This window comes from Pseudomonas sp. C11, from assembly GCF_034683865.1.
Classification (GTDB): Bacteria; Pseudomonadota; Gammaproteobacteria; order Pseudomonadales; family Pseudomonadaceae; genus Aquipseudomonas.
This window is the reverse complement of the sequence record NZ_JAWIIP010000013.1, coordinates 97313-114230: the sequence shown is the minus strand read 5'-3', so window position 1 is coordinate 114230 and position 16918 is coordinate 97313. Positions and strand designations below refer to the sequence as shown.

13 protein-coding genes and 1 tRNA gene are annotated in these 16918 nt (G+C 55.0%); 2 read left to right on the top strand and 12 right to left on the bottom strand.

What is annotated here, in order from left to right; genetic code table 11:
- Window positions 1–94: 94 nt before the first annotated feature.
- From VC352_RS20010 to VC352_RS19985, 6 genes are all read right to left on the bottom strand, one after another.
- Complete coding sequence (locus tag VC352_RS20010) at window positions 95–2644, bottom strand: hypothetical protein (RefSeq protein ID WP_322981257.1); 2550 nt, start codon at window positions 2642–2644, stop codon at window positions 95–97.
- Window positions 2637–4280 (bottom strand): hypothetical protein, encoded by a 1644-nt coding sequence (locus tag VC352_RS20005; RefSeq protein ID WP_322981256.1) that lies wholly within the window; start codon window positions 4278–4280, stop codon window positions 2637–2639. Before VC352_RS20005 ends, VC352_RS20010 begins: the two co-directional genes overlap by 8 nt.
- A gap of 46 nt (window positions 4281–4326) precedes the next feature.
- Window positions 4327–5010 carry a PIN domain-containing protein gene (locus VC352_RS20000; protein ID WP_322981255.1) on the bottom strand — a complete coding sequence of 228 codons (684 nt, stop codon included), beginning with the start codon at window positions 5008–5010 and terminating at the stop codon, window positions 4327–4329.
- A 285-nt stretch (window positions 5011–5295) separates the two neighbouring features.
- Window positions 5296–5904: a lecithin retinol acyltransferase family protein gene (locus VC352_RS19995; RefSeq protein ID WP_158704716.1), complete on the bottom strand. Its 609-nt coding sequence runs from the start codon at window positions 5902–5904 to the stop codon at window positions 5296–5298.
- 439 nt (window positions 5905–6343) lie between these two features.
- Window positions 6344–7300, bottom strand: a complete 957-nt coding sequence (locus VC352_RS19990) for a YagK/YfjJ domain-containing protein (RefSeq protein ID WP_322981254.1) — start codon at window positions 7298–7300, stop codon at window positions 6344–6346.
- Between the two features lie 364 nt (window positions 7301–7664).
- On the bottom strand, window positions 7665–7877 hold the full coding sequence (locus VC352_RS19985) for an AlpA family transcriptional regulator (protein WP_322981253.1): 213 nt from the start codon (window positions 7875–7877) through the stop codon (window positions 7665–7667).
- A gap of 485 nt (window positions 7878–8362) precedes the next feature.
- On the opposite strand from VC352_RS19985, the gene VC352_RS19980 reads away from it, so the two are divergent.
- Together VC352_RS19980 and VC352_RS19975 are read left to right on the top strand one after the other, a co-directional pair.
- Window positions 8363–9304, top strand: coding sequence for a hypothetical protein (locus tag VC352_RS19980; protein WP_322981252.1), 942 nt, complete (start codon window positions 8363–8365; stop codon window positions 9302–9304).
- 140 nt (window positions 9305–9444) lie between these two features.
- Window positions 9445–11628, top strand: coding sequence for an AAA family ATPase (locus VC352_RS19975; protein WP_322981251.1), 2184 nt, complete (start codon window positions 9445–9447; stop codon window positions 11626–11628).
- Between the two features lie 563 nt (window positions 11629–12191).
- Here the strand turns inward: VC352_RS19975 and VC352_RS19970 are convergent.
- The 6 genes from VC352_RS19970 to pheT all read right to left on the bottom strand — a co-directional run bounded on the left by VC352_RS19970 (window position 12192) and on the right by pheT (window position 16891).
- Entirely contained in the window at window positions 12192–12566 is a 375-nt protein-coding gene (locus VC352_RS19970) for a hypothetical protein (protein ID WP_322981250.1), read from the bottom strand.
- A gap of 212 nt (window positions 12567–12778) precedes the next feature.
- Window positions 12779–13240, bottom strand: a complete 462-nt coding sequence (locus VC352_RS19965) for a hypothetical protein (RefSeq protein ID WP_322981249.1) — start codon at window positions 13238–13240, stop codon at window positions 12779–12781.
- Between the two features lie 476 nt (window positions 13241–13716).
- Window positions 13717–13793 (bottom strand) — tRNA-Pro (locus VC352_RS19960).
- A 76-nt stretch (window positions 13794–13869) separates the two neighbouring features.
- A complete protein-coding gene (locus VC352_RS19955) occupies window positions 13870–14226 on the bottom strand; it encodes a MerR family transcriptional regulator (RefSeq protein ID WP_160347875.1) in 357 nt (118 codons plus the stop codon).
- On the bottom strand, window positions 14207–14509 hold the full coding sequence (gene ihfA, locus VC352_RS19950) for an integration host factor subunit alpha (protein ID WP_003243414.1): 303 nt from the start codon (window positions 14507–14509) through the stop codon (window positions 14207–14209). The genes VC352_RS19955 and ihfA overlap by 20 nt, the downstream gene beginning before the upstream one ends.
- A gap of 3 nt (window positions 14510–14512) precedes the next feature.
- Complete coding sequence (gene pheT, locus VC352_RS19945; RefSeq protein WP_322981248.1) at window positions 14513–16891, bottom strand: phenylalanine--tRNA ligase subunit beta; 2379 nt, start codon at window positions 16889–16891, stop codon at window positions 14513–14515.
- Window positions 16892–16918: the final 27 nt, after the last annotated feature.

Genomic DNA, 16918 nt, shown 5'->3' with positions numbered 1-16918 from the left:
ATCCTAGCCAGCCGAGTCAGCGCGGTATCTAGGCTTTTTGGAGACGGACTTTCAGCCCAATACTTGTATCGTCGCAAACCAACGGAAGCCCCCCTCAATTCGGGGCGTAACTTGTTGACTGTGCCGGCATCAGCGCGACAACCCTGTCACGCTTAAACTTCCGTACGTCATCAAAATCCCAAAAGCCAACATAATTCTGATCAAGTTCTACGATGACCCTAGGCTCATCATCCAAGCCAGGAATATTGCAGTACCCGCCAAGCTCAAACTCGCAGGCCTCCTCCTGCCTCTGCAACCAAGAGAAACCATAAGCCAGATGCAAGCCTAGCCATTGCTCAGCCTGAACTGAGGCTTTCGGAGTTGGCTTGAGAGTTCGCCGAATGCTATCGCGCAGCTCTGCACTGGCATCCTGGTCTGCAGCAATCGACGGCATCAGCCTCAGGAACACCGCATTCGTCTGCAATCTTTGGCGTTTTTCGTCGGCATCCCACATTAAGCTGACCTTAGCCGTCAACTCATCACCCAGATCCCAAGCGAGCCACACCAGTAAGGTACGAAGCTGCATCGTCTCATCAGCATCGTCGTCAATCGTATTGTCGATCACTTCGAGCAGACGCGACTCCGAACCGAGCAAATACCTGATGCTTTCATCAAACAGATAACGACGATCCCACTCTTCCACCAGATCCTGCCCGGTTGCTCGCCAGCGCTTCTGCTTATCGAGATGGCGCAGCTCACGAATCAAAGCCAGCACCGCAATCAGCTGGATCGACGCACTGACTTTCCTTGTCTCGTCTTGGCTAGCCAGCTTCAGTTGCTCAACCATTTTTCTACTCAACGCCCTTGCCTTCCTGGCAACGGCCTGGGCAATTTCAGCGTCGGTGAACTGGGGCTTCTCGACAGTATCGCTTGTCTCTTCGCCACCATCGTCCTCCTGGCCAATCTGTTCCTCTTCGCTCCGCCCTGCCCGATCCACCTCGACACTCCGCACCTCGATACCATCGTTGAGGCGTCGCATGAGCACATCGATCAGGTACGCCAGATCACCGGATTTCAATACACGCTGCTTGCGCTTCATCCGAGCCATGTCGCTCACGCTGATTACCAGCGATGTCGGCCCGTCCTCAACTGGAAGCGCATCCTTTTTATTCCGGCACTCACGGATCGCCATCTGAATTTCGTGATCGGACTGCTCCGCGAAGATCACACGCTCAACGCTGGCGATGACCCTCGATATATCGGCCTCAGTCGAGCCCAGCTCACTTAGCGCCAAACGAATTTGGTACTGCCTGGAAGATCGGAAGTTCGACTCAATGACTGAGGGATGTAGGATCATTGCCCTGGCGATTGGCCTGCCGCCCTGCGCCAACAGGCAGGAGCGGATGTCTGTCGCCTCAACCTTGGTCCTGAACACAACCTCGTCTTCATTTAGTTCCAGTGGGGCAAGCGTCTCCAGCATCTCCTGGTTCGGCCCAAGCAGTTCAGCTGCAGTCACCGACATTTGCTTGCCCCGATAGCGGATACGTATCAGGCCACGATCCGCATCTGAATAGCCCGAAAGCAGTGGCAACGATGCTGGCTGTTCAATCTCGATAGCTTCACTGCGCTCCTGGATAGTGGCGAACGCCTCCGGCGGCAACTCAGGCAACTCGAAAAGGCTTAGCATCGAAGTGGCCTCAGCAGCACGTCGGGCGGCAATGCCTGCATGAAGCACTATGGCCTCAACATTTCCATTCGCAGCGTCCATCCAGGCAGGACGACTGGGGTTTGCACTACCACTGACAAACACATCAGCCTTAGCGCCATGCGTTTCAAAATAGAGCACCTTGGCATGCAGATAACCGGCCCGCTCGGCAATCTCTCGCGCATCCACATACCGAACGATTTCGCCGTCATAGCTGCCGGGATGATGGACCGAGTCGGGATCAATGCCCACCACGATATCTGCGGTGGGCCAGCGGGCTTTCAGCTCCTTGAGCAGAGCCAGCTCCCGATCGAAGAACGCCCCCAGTACCGCAACTCTCGCGACCGGGACTGTAATCCGCTCAGCAAGTTGATCGATTAGCGCCGGCCCTCTCGGATCTTGCGCCAGCACAGCAGGCAACCCCATGTCTCCGGCTGTGGCAATCAAAGGGCTGATGAAGCGGCCTATTGCCAGCGCTGACTCCAATAGAGGCTCAGGCGCCTTGCCGCGCTCCAGCTCGATCCAGTCACGGAGCATCAGCCAGACAGCCTTAAGAACGGCAGTACCCTCACCATCCTTGGCACCACCAATTTCGATCCAGTTGGTGATTTCGCGGTTGAAACCGAGCCCTGACAGCGTGAGATTGTGACTGCCGATTAGAATCGATGCCTTCTTTGCCCCAAGCAACAGACAGACCTTCGGATGAAAAGCACCGCTCACGCCAATCGGCAACAGCGTGTAGGCATGACCAGCCAAACGAGGCCGGGTCACCTGGCTTTCCCATGAAGCTGCACATTGGCCCCGATCCATCAGCACCACGTTATGACGGCATCCGGCTGCGACCAGCTTGCGCAGCAGAACCTCTTCGTAGAAAGACAACGTCGCATTGAAGGTGGTGATCAGCGAGGCCTCGTAACCACCCCGCTTGATCACTTCAAGAAGGGAAATGCCGTCAGACACTGGCGGCCTCCATCTGCATCCGACCAGAATCAGTCAGTCTGGTCATGTGGTTGTCATCACGCGCAAGCATTCCAAGGTCGCGCAAGATCTGCAACGCCTGACGGAAACGAGGTGTAGTCTGGGATGGTGGTGGAACCTGATCACCCACCACCTCAAGTCCTCTCTCGGATGGCCGCAAATGAAAAGTCGAGCGGTTGGACTGCCGGAGCTTACGCAACGCCACTCGAAGATGGCTGTCTAGACACCAAACGATCAGATCGACAACTACATGCTTGAGAGGCATCGTCTGCCAGTCGGCACTTCGACTACGGAAGCTGACTAGGTTGATCGGGTAGTCCCTGAGTCCCTCAAGAGTGATCGCCAACCCTGAATACGGCTGTTGTCCAAGATCATCTCGAGCAACAAGCATTGCCAGCAGGCTCAAACTACCTGAAAGCAGCCTGGCAACTTCCACGCCCGGATGCCAGCCATCAATTAACTGCCGCGCCAGCTGGATCTCATGCGCACCTTTTGTCCAGCTAGTCAGTGCTGGGCCATTCGTCCTGCTACTAGCGACCAGATCGCCGAAACTATCTGCTCCCAGATCACTCAGAACTCCGGCAACCGCTGCCGAACTGCCAAACCAGTCAGCGAACGCTTCGACGCTGTGAAATACTCGCCGCTGCGCTGCCGATTGCGGTTGCAGTTCCTGCAGACTGATCGCTAGGATCGTCTGGAAAGCCACCGACATTAGGTCATTGCGCACATAGATGGCCCAATGCGCACGAGTAAGCTGCAAGGCATCAGGAATTTCCCACGCCTTGCCATTTGGCAGAGCGGCACTATAGACGCAGCCTCGGAACGCCTCCTCGGTCGGACTCCGCCCCTTCAGGGCTTCCACCATTTGCAGTATCAGCCCCAGGCTTTGACGTCGCTGGGTGCCTTCCTCTGAATAGCGGTTGCTAGTATCGAAAAAAATATCAATGAGCTGCCGATGCTCGCCCAAGCTTTCGGAGATATTGCAGGCACAGAAGGCGCTCAGATCGTCTAGATCATCAAGCGTCACCGAGTCGTTCTCGACAACCTGCCAGAACCGCTCACTCGGCACCGACGACTCAACGCTCTGCGCAAGCGGTGCCCCATACTGGCTGCTATAGAGGCTCCAAGATCGACCGGAAGCCTCCATCAGTTGTAGGTCAGCCAGAGTGCCCGCATAGTACTGCGAGAGACCACCCAGCCGATTCATGAAGTAGCGCTGGGGAGCGTCCTCGGTCGTCGCGTAGAGTGATAGCCGTAGTTGCTCGCCGGCCTTCAGATTGGCGAGCGAGGGAACCAGCTTGGTGCGACCGACCATAGCAATGCCGTGTCGCTCGTTACTGTGGTCGGTTCCCTGTGCATGCCGCTCGGCAATTAGGGTAAACAGGCAATCAGCACGCCGAAACCGCTCGACGAAGTGGTTGTAATCATCCTTAGCATAACGCTGATCATATGACCAGACCAACCAGGGATAGAACGAGTAGTAGCGCGCCCGATCAGTGACATTGGTAATGCCAGGCAGTAGCTGCCCATAGATCATTACGCAAGGCGCCTGAGTACCGAGGTGATCAATACCACCACTTGCATAGGGTGGTTTCAACCAGTTGGTAGTGAGCTTCATCGACGGCTAATCCCTTACTGCGTGAAGTCGAAGGTCGAAATCCAAATTATCTAGCGTATCCGCTGATACAGTCCGAGCACATCCACTCACCGTCGTCGTAGATGCCGCCGCTCATGTCGGTACGCTGGTGACACCAGGCACACGTACCCATCAGCGGCTCATAGCCGTAACTGTCCTTCTTCTTTTCGCGATACTTCGCTTGGCACGATGGCATCTGTTGTGGATCAGGCGGGCTGGAGAAATTGCCGCAGTAGCTACACCACTGACCACCCAGGTGCTCCACGCAGCTTGCCTTGCCGCAGCGCTTGCAGGCGTTTTCCAGCGCTTGCGCTTCTGATTCAGGCAACTCCTCCAGCAGCAACTCCTCAAGCGCAGCAATACGCTGACACACCAAACCGTTCTTGTTCAGGTAGGCCAGCAGCGGGTCGAAGCCTTTATCCTTGGAAAGGACGATGCATTGCGTTTCCGGCGCGGTCTCAAAGGTGCGTCCTAACTGAAAGGCGATATGAAAATCCAGCGCGTTCTTACCCACCCCCTCAATTTTTTGGAAGTCCACCCGTGAAAAGCGATGCGCAGTAGACGGCTTACGCGAGGCTTTGGGCGTGTTCTGCTTGGCCCCCACAAAGATAATGGCCCGATAAGAGTTATCAAGCAGCGACAGGTCGACTTTACCGATATTCTCGTAGTCCACCAGGATCAAACGCCGCGTCATTTCATCTTCCACATTCATCAATTTCTATTACCCACGCCGTAACTGCCAGGCCACCTTGCGCAACGTGTTGCGCACGATGGAGCCAGGACTGGTCAAACGGATATACGCTGATTTGATCTCCAAAAGCAGCACAATGCCATCCAGGTTGCAGATCAAGTCCACCTCGCCAGTATCGTCCTCATAGGTCGCCAATGGAGCATGAAAAGCGCTATATCCAAAGCCTGGAGTACCCAGGAAATCCGGGGCGATTCAGAAACTGAAAGCTGTATCGGCCGATATTTGTAGAAGGGATTGCTCGCGCACTCAGTCATCCAAGATAAAACCAAGTAAGGAACCGAACGCCGCACCAGCTATGACGAGTGGCAAAGCTGGTGCAATGGCCACACCTGCAGCGCCTGTGAGAGCGACAGTAGCCCCTCCTGCCAGGGTGCCCACCTTGGCTCCGGCATAACCCCCTACGGCAGCCCTACCAACAGCCCGTGCGATGACATGCTCAGTTGTTTTCTGAGTAGCCTTGCGCGCAGCAAAGGTCGCTACTCCAGCAGAGATAGTTTTTTTGGCGGCCTCCTGCACCTGCTCACTAGATTCCATACCTGTCACGCACCAGGTTGCGAAATGCTCACAGTTGCTAAAAAGTAAATTGTATTTGGTATTACCAGCTCTGAGCCTGCGGCGTGCACGCATGACGATCTCAGGTGGTGAGTAGACTATTGAGTCGTAAAGCTTGATCTTGAAGCCATTCCCAGCACAAAAATCTTCAATGCTCGTGCACTCAATAGGGCCTTTTTTGAATGCTTCACTCCAACCCGAGTGATGAATCACTTTCCCGAGCCCAACGTAGATTCCATGATGGTCATAACCAAACCTAGGCGAGTAGAGGTGACTGCCCAATGGGATGTGATAGGTATCCATAAACCTCATCTCCTTCACTGACTGCCAGCGTTCTGCTGAGCAGTCTGTCGGCAAAATATTATGCCGTCCATACAAAAGTGGCGCTTTGCCACCCCGAATGAGCTACGACTCATAATCTGCTTGAGCCGAAGCTCCGCTGTGGCGCTCGGGTGATTTGGTGTAACAGTTGCAAAGGTAACTTGCTCTGAAGACAAGCTCTGGAAGCAGATCAAGCCAGCCCGGGGATGCATGTCGGCCTATCCTGTACTCGGCGTTTCCAGGCATGTGCACCACCCAACCGACCTGATCGATTGATTGATAACCCCAGAGCACCACACCAAGCTTCTTCCATACGTGCGATCAAGCCGCGTCTCTCAGCACTTAACAGCCCACGATTAAAAAATCATCCCGGCTAAACAGTTTGAAATCGCATGAACTTGAACGCATTGCAGATAGCGCTTTAGCAAGCCTGAAAATCGGTCTTTGCTTGCCCCTTGCGCAGGCACTTCGCCCCCTTCGGCCGCAGGCTCAGGCGCTGAAACCGCTTGACCAGGTACTTCATCGCATAATGCACATTGCCGCGAGCCTGCTCGTCACGGCGGTGGATCATGCCAATCCCACACTTATCGCCGTACTGGGCCTTATCGTGATTGCAGCTGTCGTAGCTCCCCCTACTACGGGTGATCTGCTCCCACATAGCACCGATCTGCTGCGCCTTGTAGATATCGCCGCGCACCATAGCGCCATTGAAGAAAAAGGCCGCATGGATGTGGTACCCACGACGCTTTCCCTGCTCTACACGACAGATGTAGCCAGTCTCATGGTCGAAGATCGGATTGCGCTCACGCGAGCGGATCAGCCGGTGCAAATCCGCAAACACATGCTCCACCCTCAGCCTCGCCTTAGCAGCGGAGCGGTAGTACAGATTGACCCTGATCACCAGGGTCGTGGCGTAGCGATCCAGTACCTGGTCAACATATTCAGCCACTTCACGGGACTGCTGACGCCATTGATACGTCGAGTCATGCAGACGACGACGGTAGCTGCTCTCACGAGTCAGTTGGCGGATACGCTCAGCCAAGCGATTAAGCGTGTCGCTGTAGTCACGGTACTGGGACATTTCTTCATCGAAGGAAATGATCCCTGCCAGTGGACTGTGCTCCACACCGACGTCGTAACACGCCTGTTGGAACAGTCGCAGGTACGATCCGTAGTGGTAGTCATCGTTATGGCTGACCAACTCCAGCATCTGAGCGAGGTTTTCGAAGTACCGGGCGAGCTTGGTACGCATGACCGTGCCGCTGGCAGTCACCGACTGCACGAGCCCTTCGCTGCGCTCTACCGCGCAAACCAAGTCTTCGATTTGGAGTGCGACATCGGACTGCGAGATGGTTTTGGATGTCTGACGATGGTTCATGGTGTTGCACCTGGGTTGTGAAATACATACCAGGTGCGAGATCTTTATTTTTTTACTGCTGGAAGCCTGCTGGCGCTGTTGCTGTGTGGTCAGCAACAGTGCCCTGTCATGCCCATGTGCAGCCAGCGCTGGTAACTATGGATCATGGTGTTATGGGTATGGTTGATGAGGTATATAACTAGAACAAGCATCCTGTCGCTTAGCCATGCCTCGACCAGACAGGGAAATCAGAGAAACGACTCCCCCACCAGCCGAGAGATTTTGTGCGGATAAAACAAAGGGAGTTGGCTGAGAATATTTGGCTATCAAGCAGCATAAATGCCACGACCGGCTATCGAGCCGATCGTGGCCTCAATTCACGCTTTCAACAAACGATAGTCTGCCCACTTACCACAGTCAGATCACGAGCCTCAATCTTGGCCATGATCCAGTCATGCACCTCCCCCTCAACCCATCCGACGCAGCGGTCGCCAAGCGGAACTGGTTTAGGGAAAGTGCCTTCTGCGATGTACTTGTAGACAGTCGACCGAGCAAGGCCAGTCGAGTTGGTGACTTCTTTAAGACGGATGATCCTCATGAACGTGCTCCTGTATTACGTTCAGAGGATTGGCAGGACTTGTAAAAAATAATGAGACAGGCACACGCCCCCCATCGCTAGTCACTGCTAGACATCATCACCTGTACTGACCTATATTGACATCCGGCTGCTCTGCCCCATCCCCAAAGAGCAGCATCTGCCATTCAAAGAGTGGTTTGACAGCAAAGCCCTATCTCTGCGGAAGCGGAGCTACATAGGTGACTTAGTAAAGTCCGCTGACCAACACCACACCTTAGGCAATCCACGACCATTGCGCTTCTGAAGGAGCACAGCATCGGTCGTGTGCGATTCGATCCTGAAGGCAGAGCCCTGCAAGAGCTCTCAGATTCGGGCGATGACTCGCTGCGTTAGGCCCTTTCCTGCGTTTTTCGTAGGTTTCAGGCTAAAAAATTCTTCTGATCGCCCCCTAGAAGCTACCTAGGTTATGCCTAGGTTCAACGTAGATGCTGCCGAGGTTTCACGCTATGAGCGACGATTACATATACCCACAAGGAACTACAACCAAGATTGATATTCCAACGGAATATAATGAATTAATTATTGGTTCCTCAAGCGCACGAAAAAACAGAAAGAGCTTCGTCGAGGAGTTATTTAATTTCCCAGAGAGCAACATACGCTTCTACAACTTTGCATGGCTTCACTTGAAGTTCACGAAAGAAACCAACTTTGATAAGGAAAATTTCGGGCACACTGAGCAAGCTATTAAAGATATCGGCAGGTTCATGCGCAAGCTCTCTGAGCGAGAGGAGGGCCGCACTGCCTCTGAGATAATTAATCTTTTTCATAGGCGCACAGCACATCCAGAACATTTGGACTGGATGAAACAATCTCGAGTTATGAAATGGATTAAGGGAAAGCTACCTCAATTCGATCAACATGATATCCAACGACTCCCTAATGCATCCGGCTTCATCGCTATCCAATCGATCTTCGACTACATGGACGCAAGCGCTCATACAAAACTAGCGCTCTTGGCAGATCTAAAAACCAAATGGGAAAACAATCTTAAAACCGACCAAGAACTCAACTGGCTTATTGAGGAAGAAGAACATATAAAAAGACGCAGGCAGCTCGCATGGAATTATATTATTCAGAACTGCCAAGGCCTCTTCAGGTTTGATCGGATACCAAGTAAGCACGAAGATATTCTGGAAATCTTTGATCAACTCACTGAGAACGGGATCTCGAAGCACTCCGTTATTAAAAAGCTGAAACGTCATGAGGGCAAAGAGAAAAGTGTAGCCATGGGAAGGAAGGACAAGAACTTGGGCATCCTGCTTGAAAATCATAAAAGGCTCAAAGAGCTGGCAGCTCACTGGCAATTAACAGAGCGTGAGACCATGGATAGGCTTATCGCTAATGGCTTCGAGAAGGAGCTTGGGAAAGAAGCATCCTCTGAGGACTGAGTACATAACCCACGCATAAAACAGCACCGGCTCCGAGCCGGTGTTGGCGGGCTGGCGGCAGAATGAGTTCTGCGGTGGCACATTGCATTTTTTGGTAGGGGGCTTAATCTCGGATTTTCTGTGTGCCACGAACAGCCCTTGTGATTGAGAATCTGCTTATACACGGCGTATCAAGCTATTCCCCTAACGCCCCGACCCTCATTGGCCCTCTCAAGCGCGTGAGCATGCTCTACGGGCAAAATGGCACGGGTAAAAGCACGATTGGCAACTACCTGCAAACGCCAAGTGAGGCGCGCTATCGGGGGTGCAGCATGGTGCCTGCTGATCCTGAGCGTGAAATATTGGTCTACAACCACACCTTCATGGAGATGAACTTCCACGAAGACGTAGCTCAACCTGGGGTGTTTACACTCAACGCCGGCAACATCGAGGCCGAGAATGCTCTGAATGCAGCGCAGGCCGCAATCAAGTTGCTGTCAACGCAGCAAGAGGAGGAGATGGCCAAGGGCAAAGCGAGTAAGACGGCCCGAGAGACAGGGAAGCAGGCACTGAAAGACGGCCTGTGGAAGCTCAAAACACCATTCGATGGTTCACCCTTGGCTTACTGTTTTCAAGGTGTGAATACCAAGGATCGTCTGCTGGAGAGGATCCAGGCTACGCCTGAAGCACCGGATACCGTCACCACTGCCGAGTTGATGGCGGAGGCCGCTGAGCTTCAGGCGGCAACGGACGCACAGTTGCCCTCTATTTCGCTTGTTGGGTTCCCGGGCTCCGAGCTTGAGCCCAATCCTGTTTTCAGGGAGATCATCACGGGCACAGATAACTCCTATTTGGCAGGCCTCATACACGCGCTCGGCCATTCGGACTGGATTCAGCATGCGCTGACTTTCCCTTCCATCGATGGCGATTTATGCCCCTTCTGTCAGCAGCCACTACCGGAAGGTTTTCATGGAGAGATTGCCAAGATCTTCGATAAAACCTACGAGCAGCGCATACGTGACCTGACGAACCTGCAACGCAGTTACGCCGGCGCTGTCGAGCAAACGCTGCAGCGCCTGAGTAGCCCGAGCTACCAGAAACCATCGTTTCAACTGGCTATCGCTAACCTAACTGCAGCCCTTCAGCGCAACGCTCAGACTATCGAAAAAAAGGTAGCAAGCCCGTCGATTGTGGTTGAGCTCGAGTCTAGCGTTGGGTTGATTGAAGCCTTGAATGACTGCATTGCGGTCGAGCAAGAAAAAATCGACGCCTTCAACCTCAAGATCAAGAACAAGCAGATTCATCTGGCCCAGATCAAAGAGCGGTTCTGGGGCGTGCTCAGGACTTCAGCAAGCGCATTGCTGGATCATTATGCTCAAGAGGATCAGGAGCTAGCCTTGGCTCAGCAAAAAGCCAAGGACAACATTGAGGCGCTACGGGTCAAGGCCAGGGCTGAACTCGAAATCATCGCCCAGTCCAGGGCAGCCATCACGAATATCGACCAGTCGGTTGATAACATCAACCACTGGTTGCGCATACTCGGCCTCAAAGGTTTTGAGTTGACCAAGGAGGAAGGAGATGTTCCTCAATACAGGTTGCAGCGCCCCGAGCAACGCGCGGGTGTGTTCAGAACGCTGAGTGAGGGCGAGAAAACACTCATCTCATTTTTGTACTTTCTGGAAGTCTGCAATGGAGAGCTGAACGCGACGGCGGGAAGGTTGATCAGCGACCGCATCATCGTGATCGATGATCCTATTTCAAGCTTGTCCCACAATTACGTGTATGACATTGCCTCCCTGATAAAGCGCCATGTAATCAGCCCGAGTACCCGCTTCAAGCAGGTGATCATCCTGACCCACAACCTGTTTTTCTTTCACGAGATGGTCAAGCTCATGAACGAAGACGGAGGACGTGGCCGGGGTAGCGGTGGACAACAGGAAGGCCAGTTGGCCCTATTCCGGATCACCAAGGCCGATTACAGCGCAGTGATTGCGATGCAGCCCAAGGAGATCCAGAACGACTACCAGTCTTTCTGGCAGGCTATCAAGGACGCCTTGAGTGGCCGCACCTCGGCCACCGTCATCCCGAACATGATGCGAAATATTCTAGAGTACTACTTCACGTTCGTGCACCGCCAGGACAGGCTTGCCAAGGCGCTCGAAGACCTGAGCGACGAAGATCCCCAGTTCCGCTCGTTGTACCGCTACATCAACCGCGAGTCCCATGCTGATGCCGTGAACATCACCGATTTTGGTGAGATCGACCCGGCGGTCTACGTCGAGCGCTTCCGCCAGGTGTTTGTCAGAACGGAATTTCAGGAGCATTACGACAAGATGATGGGGTAGCGCTCGCTTATATCTTGAGCCAGGGCATGGGGACGACTTGCGTGGCCGCTTGCAGCGTTTTTTTCAGATCGACGACTACTCCAGGGACTCATTTGCTGAGAATGCGCCGAGAGTGAATCGTTTTACCCTTTCGCTGGGCTTTCCAGGCCCAGACTGCACTGATAGCATTGCGCCTGCAGCTACCACCCAAGGACTCTCCTTCCTGCCTGTCATTCATCTGCTCGCTTTGCACGTGGTGTAAAGGCTATCAGCGGCCCGCTGAGATCAGATGGAGAATACGCCATGAACAATCATGGAAAAGTTGTCCTGGTTCGCCAGTACAACCGTTTCCGGTTCGGGCAGTGGGAGACCGTGTGCATGCACATGCGATCCCTTCCGCGCCGTTAATTTGAACGTACCTCGGTGGTAGCTGCACCTCCCTTCAGTTTTAATTCTCATTTCTTCGTTGCCAGGTTGCAGTTACGTCAGTCCAAACCTACCGCTGCAGTCGGTAGGTGGTGACGGGGCGAGTTATGGCAGCTGGTTGCATTCCCGAACGACCTTCGTTCTGCTGTTCTCGGTGATCAGTTGCCGAGCTCCGGCTTCACGATATCGCGGATGTCGTAGAGCTTGAGGCTCACCTCATCAAGCTTGCTGATGAACTCGTCCAACAGTCCATTGGTGACGTCGAAGTATCGATTTTTCTTGTCCAATCGACGGTGCAGTATTTGCTGGTTGGCCTCGTCTGTGATCGGGTCGGCATGCACGATGTCTGATCGCCTAGTGTTCAGCGCCTCGAACATGTCGGCGGCGACCCTGCCAATAGGCCCCACCGCCGACAGTGTTTTCCTGGCCTTTTTAAGGCTAGCGCGGAAACCGTCTAATATTTCGCCGCCGTTTTTTGCTTGAAGCTCCGTACGATCTACGCGCGGATCCATATGGTGGGCGACTTCGGCCATAAAGCTGCTCAGCGAAGCAAAGCCATACAGCGCGACGCCTAGTCGGTAGATGTATCCATCGTCAGCAGGCAGTGCGAGACGGGTGAGTCGTCTGATGTCGTGAGTGTTTAGCTCGGTTGTCATGGTCGTGATTGAGCTGCCTGATCAGGTACGGTAGAAGCCGGGTTCAGTGCTGCGAACCCAGACTGTGTTGTGCCGGCGGAAGACTTGAGTTATTTGAGCTTGCTGCGCAGCCAGCTCATCACATTGATCAAGATTCTCAGCTTGCGATAGAAGTTGTCCGCGTCGATCAGGAAACCCAGTCCCTTGCGAAGCTGCACTATCTCGCTCATCACAGCCTTGTGCGCATCGGTACCAGCCTGGCCTGCGGCAACTATCTCCTGCTCAACCTCGCACAACCGGCGGTGCCAGGCAATCTCGAGTGCGTGGCGCACGAAATGGCGGCGGTTGAATATTCGGTGCTTACCGAGCAAAAACAGGTAGGCCCCAAAGCCTGCCAGAAAAACCTGCAACGAGCTGATCTCAAGCCCTTGAGCGCTCAGGAACTGGGCGATCTGTGGCGTTTGCCAGCAGCCGACCGCGAACAGCACAGGCCAAAGGGCAATGGCGAGTAGCGCTTCGTTCGTATGTGGGAAACGTGTCAGTTGACTGGGGATAAAGCGGAGACGGGTCATAGTAACTCCTGTTGGAAGGCTGTCATGGCACGAGGGGCCAGGACTCACTCAAGCTTCCGGTTTTGCCGAGGCTCAATGCAACTCAAGTGGATGCGTTTGGTAGCTATCAGAAAGAAGAGTGGCGCACTCAACAGCTCGCTAGAGCGGCACTTCACCTTATGAGTCCAGCCCTCAGGCACCAGTGCCGGAGGTTTGCTCCAAAGTGCATCGGCCAGGGATTTCTAGAGCCCGTCATCTCGTAGATTTGCGTGCTCGATGAGCGCAGGCGGCCTCGGCAAAGCTGAAGTCAAGCATCGCTCCGTCGGCCAGCAGAATCGAAGCCCCACAGGAACAGTTGGTTGATAGCCCCTCACTCGGCAGATTGCAGCAAAAAACACCGGTGGGGCAAAAAGTGGGGCAAAATTCGGGGACGCCCAAAAATCACCGGACATAAAAAATCCAACCACCGCTAAGTGATTGGATTTTCTAGGGATTTTTGGTCGGGACGGAGTGATTCGAACACTCGACCCCTTGCACCCCATGCAAGTGCGCTACCGGGCTGCGCTACGCCCCGACGATGCTTCCGTATGACCGAAAGCGGAGAGAACTATACATTAAGCTTTTGAAATAAGGCAACTTTTTCTTCCGCCTTATTTACGTAGAACCTGCAAAACATCTTCAAGCTCAGCGATCATCTGCTTGATCAATTGACGGTACTGGGTAGTGTCGTCCTTGGCTTCATCACCAGAAAGTCGCTGACGCGCGCCACCGATGGTGAAACCCTGATCGTACAGAAGCGCCCGGATTTGCCGAATCATAAGCACATCCTGACGCTGGTAGTAGCGACGGTTACCCCGCCGCTTTACCGGGTTCAACTGCGGGAATTCCTGTTCCCAGTAACGTAGAACGTGAGGCTTGACCGCGCAGAGCTCACTCACTTCACCGATGGTGAAGTAACGCTTGCCGGGAATTGCCGGTAGTTCGTCGTTATGACTTGGTTCCAGCATAGGCCTCGACCCTGGCTTTCAATTTTTGCCCTGGACGAAAAGTGACCACACGGCGGGCCGTGATTGGAATCTCTTCCCCTGTTTTCGGGTTACGGCCGGGTCGCTGGCGCTTGTCGCGCAAGTCGAAGTTGCCGAACCCGGACAGCTTGACCTGTTCGTTCAGCTCAAGAGCCTGGCGGATCTCTTCAAAAAACAGCTCCACCAGCTCCTTGGCTTCCCGTTTGTTCAGGCCGAGCTCTTCATACAGACGTTCCGCCATTTCAGCTTTCGTCAGAGCCCCCATACGCTACTTCCTTAACGTGGCGTTGAACCTTTGTTCGAGGCAGGTGAGGATATTTTGCGTGGTAGTACTCACCTCATCGTCGTTAAGAGTGCGCGATGGATGTTGCCAGGTCAAGCCGACGGCAAGGCTTTTTCTAAGCGGATCAATGCCTTTACCGTGATAGACGTCAAATAGCTTGAGGTCTGTCAGCCATTCACCTGCAGTTTCTCGGATCGCCGCCAGCACAGCCTCAGCCGGTTGTTCGCGGTCGACCAGCAGCGCCAGGTCGCGGCGCACTTCAGGGAAGCGCGACAACTCGCTGAACGCCGGCATGCGACCGGCAGCAACTTCCGCAAGCACCAGTTCGAAGAGGAATACCGGCTGATCGAGACCCAATGTCTTGGCCAACTCAGGATGCAGAGCCCCTATGAAGCCAACCAGGCGCCCTTCCCGTTCGATGCGAGCAGTCTGCCCTGGATGCAGAGCCGGATGCTCGCCCGGCACGAAGCCGAAGGCATCGGCCGCGCCGGCATACCCCAGCAGCGCTTCGACGTCGGCCTTGAGGTCATAGAAGTCGATACTCTCGCGACTGTTGGCCCAGCCTTCAGGTAGACGGCTGCCGGTGATCACACCAGCGAGCATGGCTTCCTGCTGCAGGCCTTCCAGTTGCCCGACGAAACGCAGACCGCTCTCGAACAGGCGCACGCGCGATTGCTGACGGTTGAGGTTGTGCTGTAGCGCCCTGACCAGGCCGGGCCACAGCGAAGAACGCATGGCAGCCATGTCGGCGGATATCGGGTTGGCCAGTTGCAACGGCTCGACGCCCGGCGTGAACAGCTCGAACAGCTTGGGATCGATGAAGCTATAGGTGATTGCTTCCTGATAGCCACGAGCAACCAGCAGGCGGCGCAACGCAGGCAGCTCGGCACGCGCCTCAGCCTTGGTCTGCGGCGCGAGACGCGCTTGCGGGTAACGCACCGGCAAGCGGTTGTAGCCATACAGGCGGCCCAACTCTTCGATCAGATCAACTTCCAGGCTGATATCGAAACGATGACTCGGCACGCTGACCAGCCACTGACCGGTGCCCTGAGCGCTGACACCCAGCCCCAGCGCGGTGAGCAGACGCTCGACTTCAGCGCTGTCCATGTCCATGCCCAGCATCTGGCTGATACGCTCGGCGCGCAGGGTGATCGGCGCCACGCTCGGCAGATCGGCCTCGCTGCTGACTTCGATGACCGGACCGGCTTCACCGCCAACGATCTCCAGCAGCAGCGAAGTCGCGCGCTCCATTGCCTGACGCGCCAGTTGCGAATCCACACCACGCTCGAAGCGATGCGAGGAGTCGGTGTGCAGGCCATAGGAGCGAGCCTTGCCGGCAACAGCAATGTTGTCGAAGAAAGCGCTTTCCAGGAACAGGTCGCGGGTCTTGTCGCTCACGCCGCTGTGCTCACCACCCATCACGCCAGCGATGGCCAGAGCACGACCATGATCAGCGATCACCAGCGTATCGGCACGCAGGGTGACCTCCTGACCGTCGAGCAGCACCAGCTTTTCGCCCTCTTCAGCCATACGCACACGGATGCCGCCATTGATCTCGGCAAGATCGAACGCGTGCATTGGCTGGCCCAGCTCGAGCATCACATAGTTGGTGATGTCAACCGCCGCATCGATACTGCGGATATCGGAACGACGCAGGCGCTCGACCATCCATAGCGGGGTCGGACAGGACAGGTCAACGTTGCGTACAACGCGACCGAGGTAACGCGGGCAGGCCTTGGGCGCGTGCACCTCGACAGGGCGCACTTCGTCATGCACAGGCGCAACGACGTCGATAGCGACTGGCGAAACGGAAGCGCTGTACATGGCGCCGACTTCCCGAGCCAGGCCGGCCAGCGAGAGGCAGTCACCACGGTTAGGGGTAAGGCCGATCTCGATGCTGGCATCATCCAGACTCAGGTAGGTACGGATGTCCTGGCCTACCGGGGCGTCTACCGCCAGCTCCATCAGGCCGCTGTTGTCTTCGCTGATCTGCAGCTCGGAAGCCGAGCACAGCATGCCCTGGGATTCCACGCCGCGCAGCTTGGCCTTCTTGATCTTGAAGTCGCCCGGCAGTTCGGCACCGATCATGGCGAACGGAATCTTGATGCCGGCACGTGCATTCGGCGCGCCGCACACGACCTGAAAGGTCTCGGCGCCATTGCTCACCTGGCATACGCGCAATTTGTCGGCATCCGGATGCTGCTCGGCACTGAGAATCTCACCGACCACCACACCACTGAAAGCCCCGGCAACCGGCTGCACGGCATCGACCTCAAGGCCGACCATGGACAGGCGCGCGACCAGATCCTCGCGGGATACGTCGGGGTTTACCCAGCTGCGCAGCCACTGTTCACTGAATTTCATGTTGTCTGTTCTCCTTAAACGAATTCG

What these genes read in the sequence shown, in the direction of transcription:
- VC352_RS19970 (WP_322981250.1), bottom strand. Translation starts at nt 12,566, where the DNA reads ATGGCCGAAGTCGCCCACCATATGGATCCGCGCGTAGATCGTACGGAG.
- VC352_RS19995 (WP_158704716.1), bottom strand. Translation starts at nt 5,904, where the DNA reads ATGGATACCTATCACATCCCATTGGGCAGTCACCTCTACTCGCCTAGG.
- VC352_RS19965 (WP_322981249.1), bottom strand. Translation starts at nt 13,240, where the DNA reads ATGACCCGTCTCCGCTTTATCCCCAGTCAACTGACACGTTTCCCACAT.
- VC352_RS19990 (WP_322981254.1), bottom strand. Translation starts at nt 7,300, where the DNA reads ATGAACCATCGTCAGACATCCAAAACCATCTCGCAGTCCGATGTCGCA.
- VC352_RS19955 (WP_160347875.1), bottom strand. Translation starts at nt 14,226, where the DNA reads ATGCTGGAACCAAGTCATAACGACGAACTACCGGCAATTCCCGGCAAG.
- VC352_RS20005 (WP_322981256.1), bottom strand. Translation starts at nt 4,280, where the DNA reads ATGAAGCTCACTACCAACTGGTTGAAACCACCCTATGCAAGTGGTGGT.
- VC352_RS19985 (WP_322981253.1), bottom strand. Translation starts at nt 7,877, where the DNA reads ATGAGGATCATCCGTCTTAAAGAAGTCACCAACTCGACTGGCCTTGCT.
- VC352_RS19980 (WP_322981252.1), top strand. Translation starts at nt 8,363, where the DNA reads ATGAGCGACGATTACATATACCCACAAGGAACTACAACCAAGATTGAT.
- ihfA (WP_003243414.1), bottom strand. Translation starts at nt 14,509, where the DNA reads ATGGGGGCTCTGACGAAAGCTGAAATGGCGGAACGTCTGTATGAAGAG.
- pheT (WP_322981248.1), bottom strand. Translation starts at nt 16,891, where the DNA reads ATGAAATTCAGTGAACAGTGGCTGCGCAGCTGGGTAAACCCCGACGTA.
- VC352_RS20000 (WP_322981255.1), bottom strand. Translation starts at nt 5,010, where the DNA reads ATGAATGTGGAAGATGAAATGACGCGGCGTTTGATCCTGGTGGACTAC.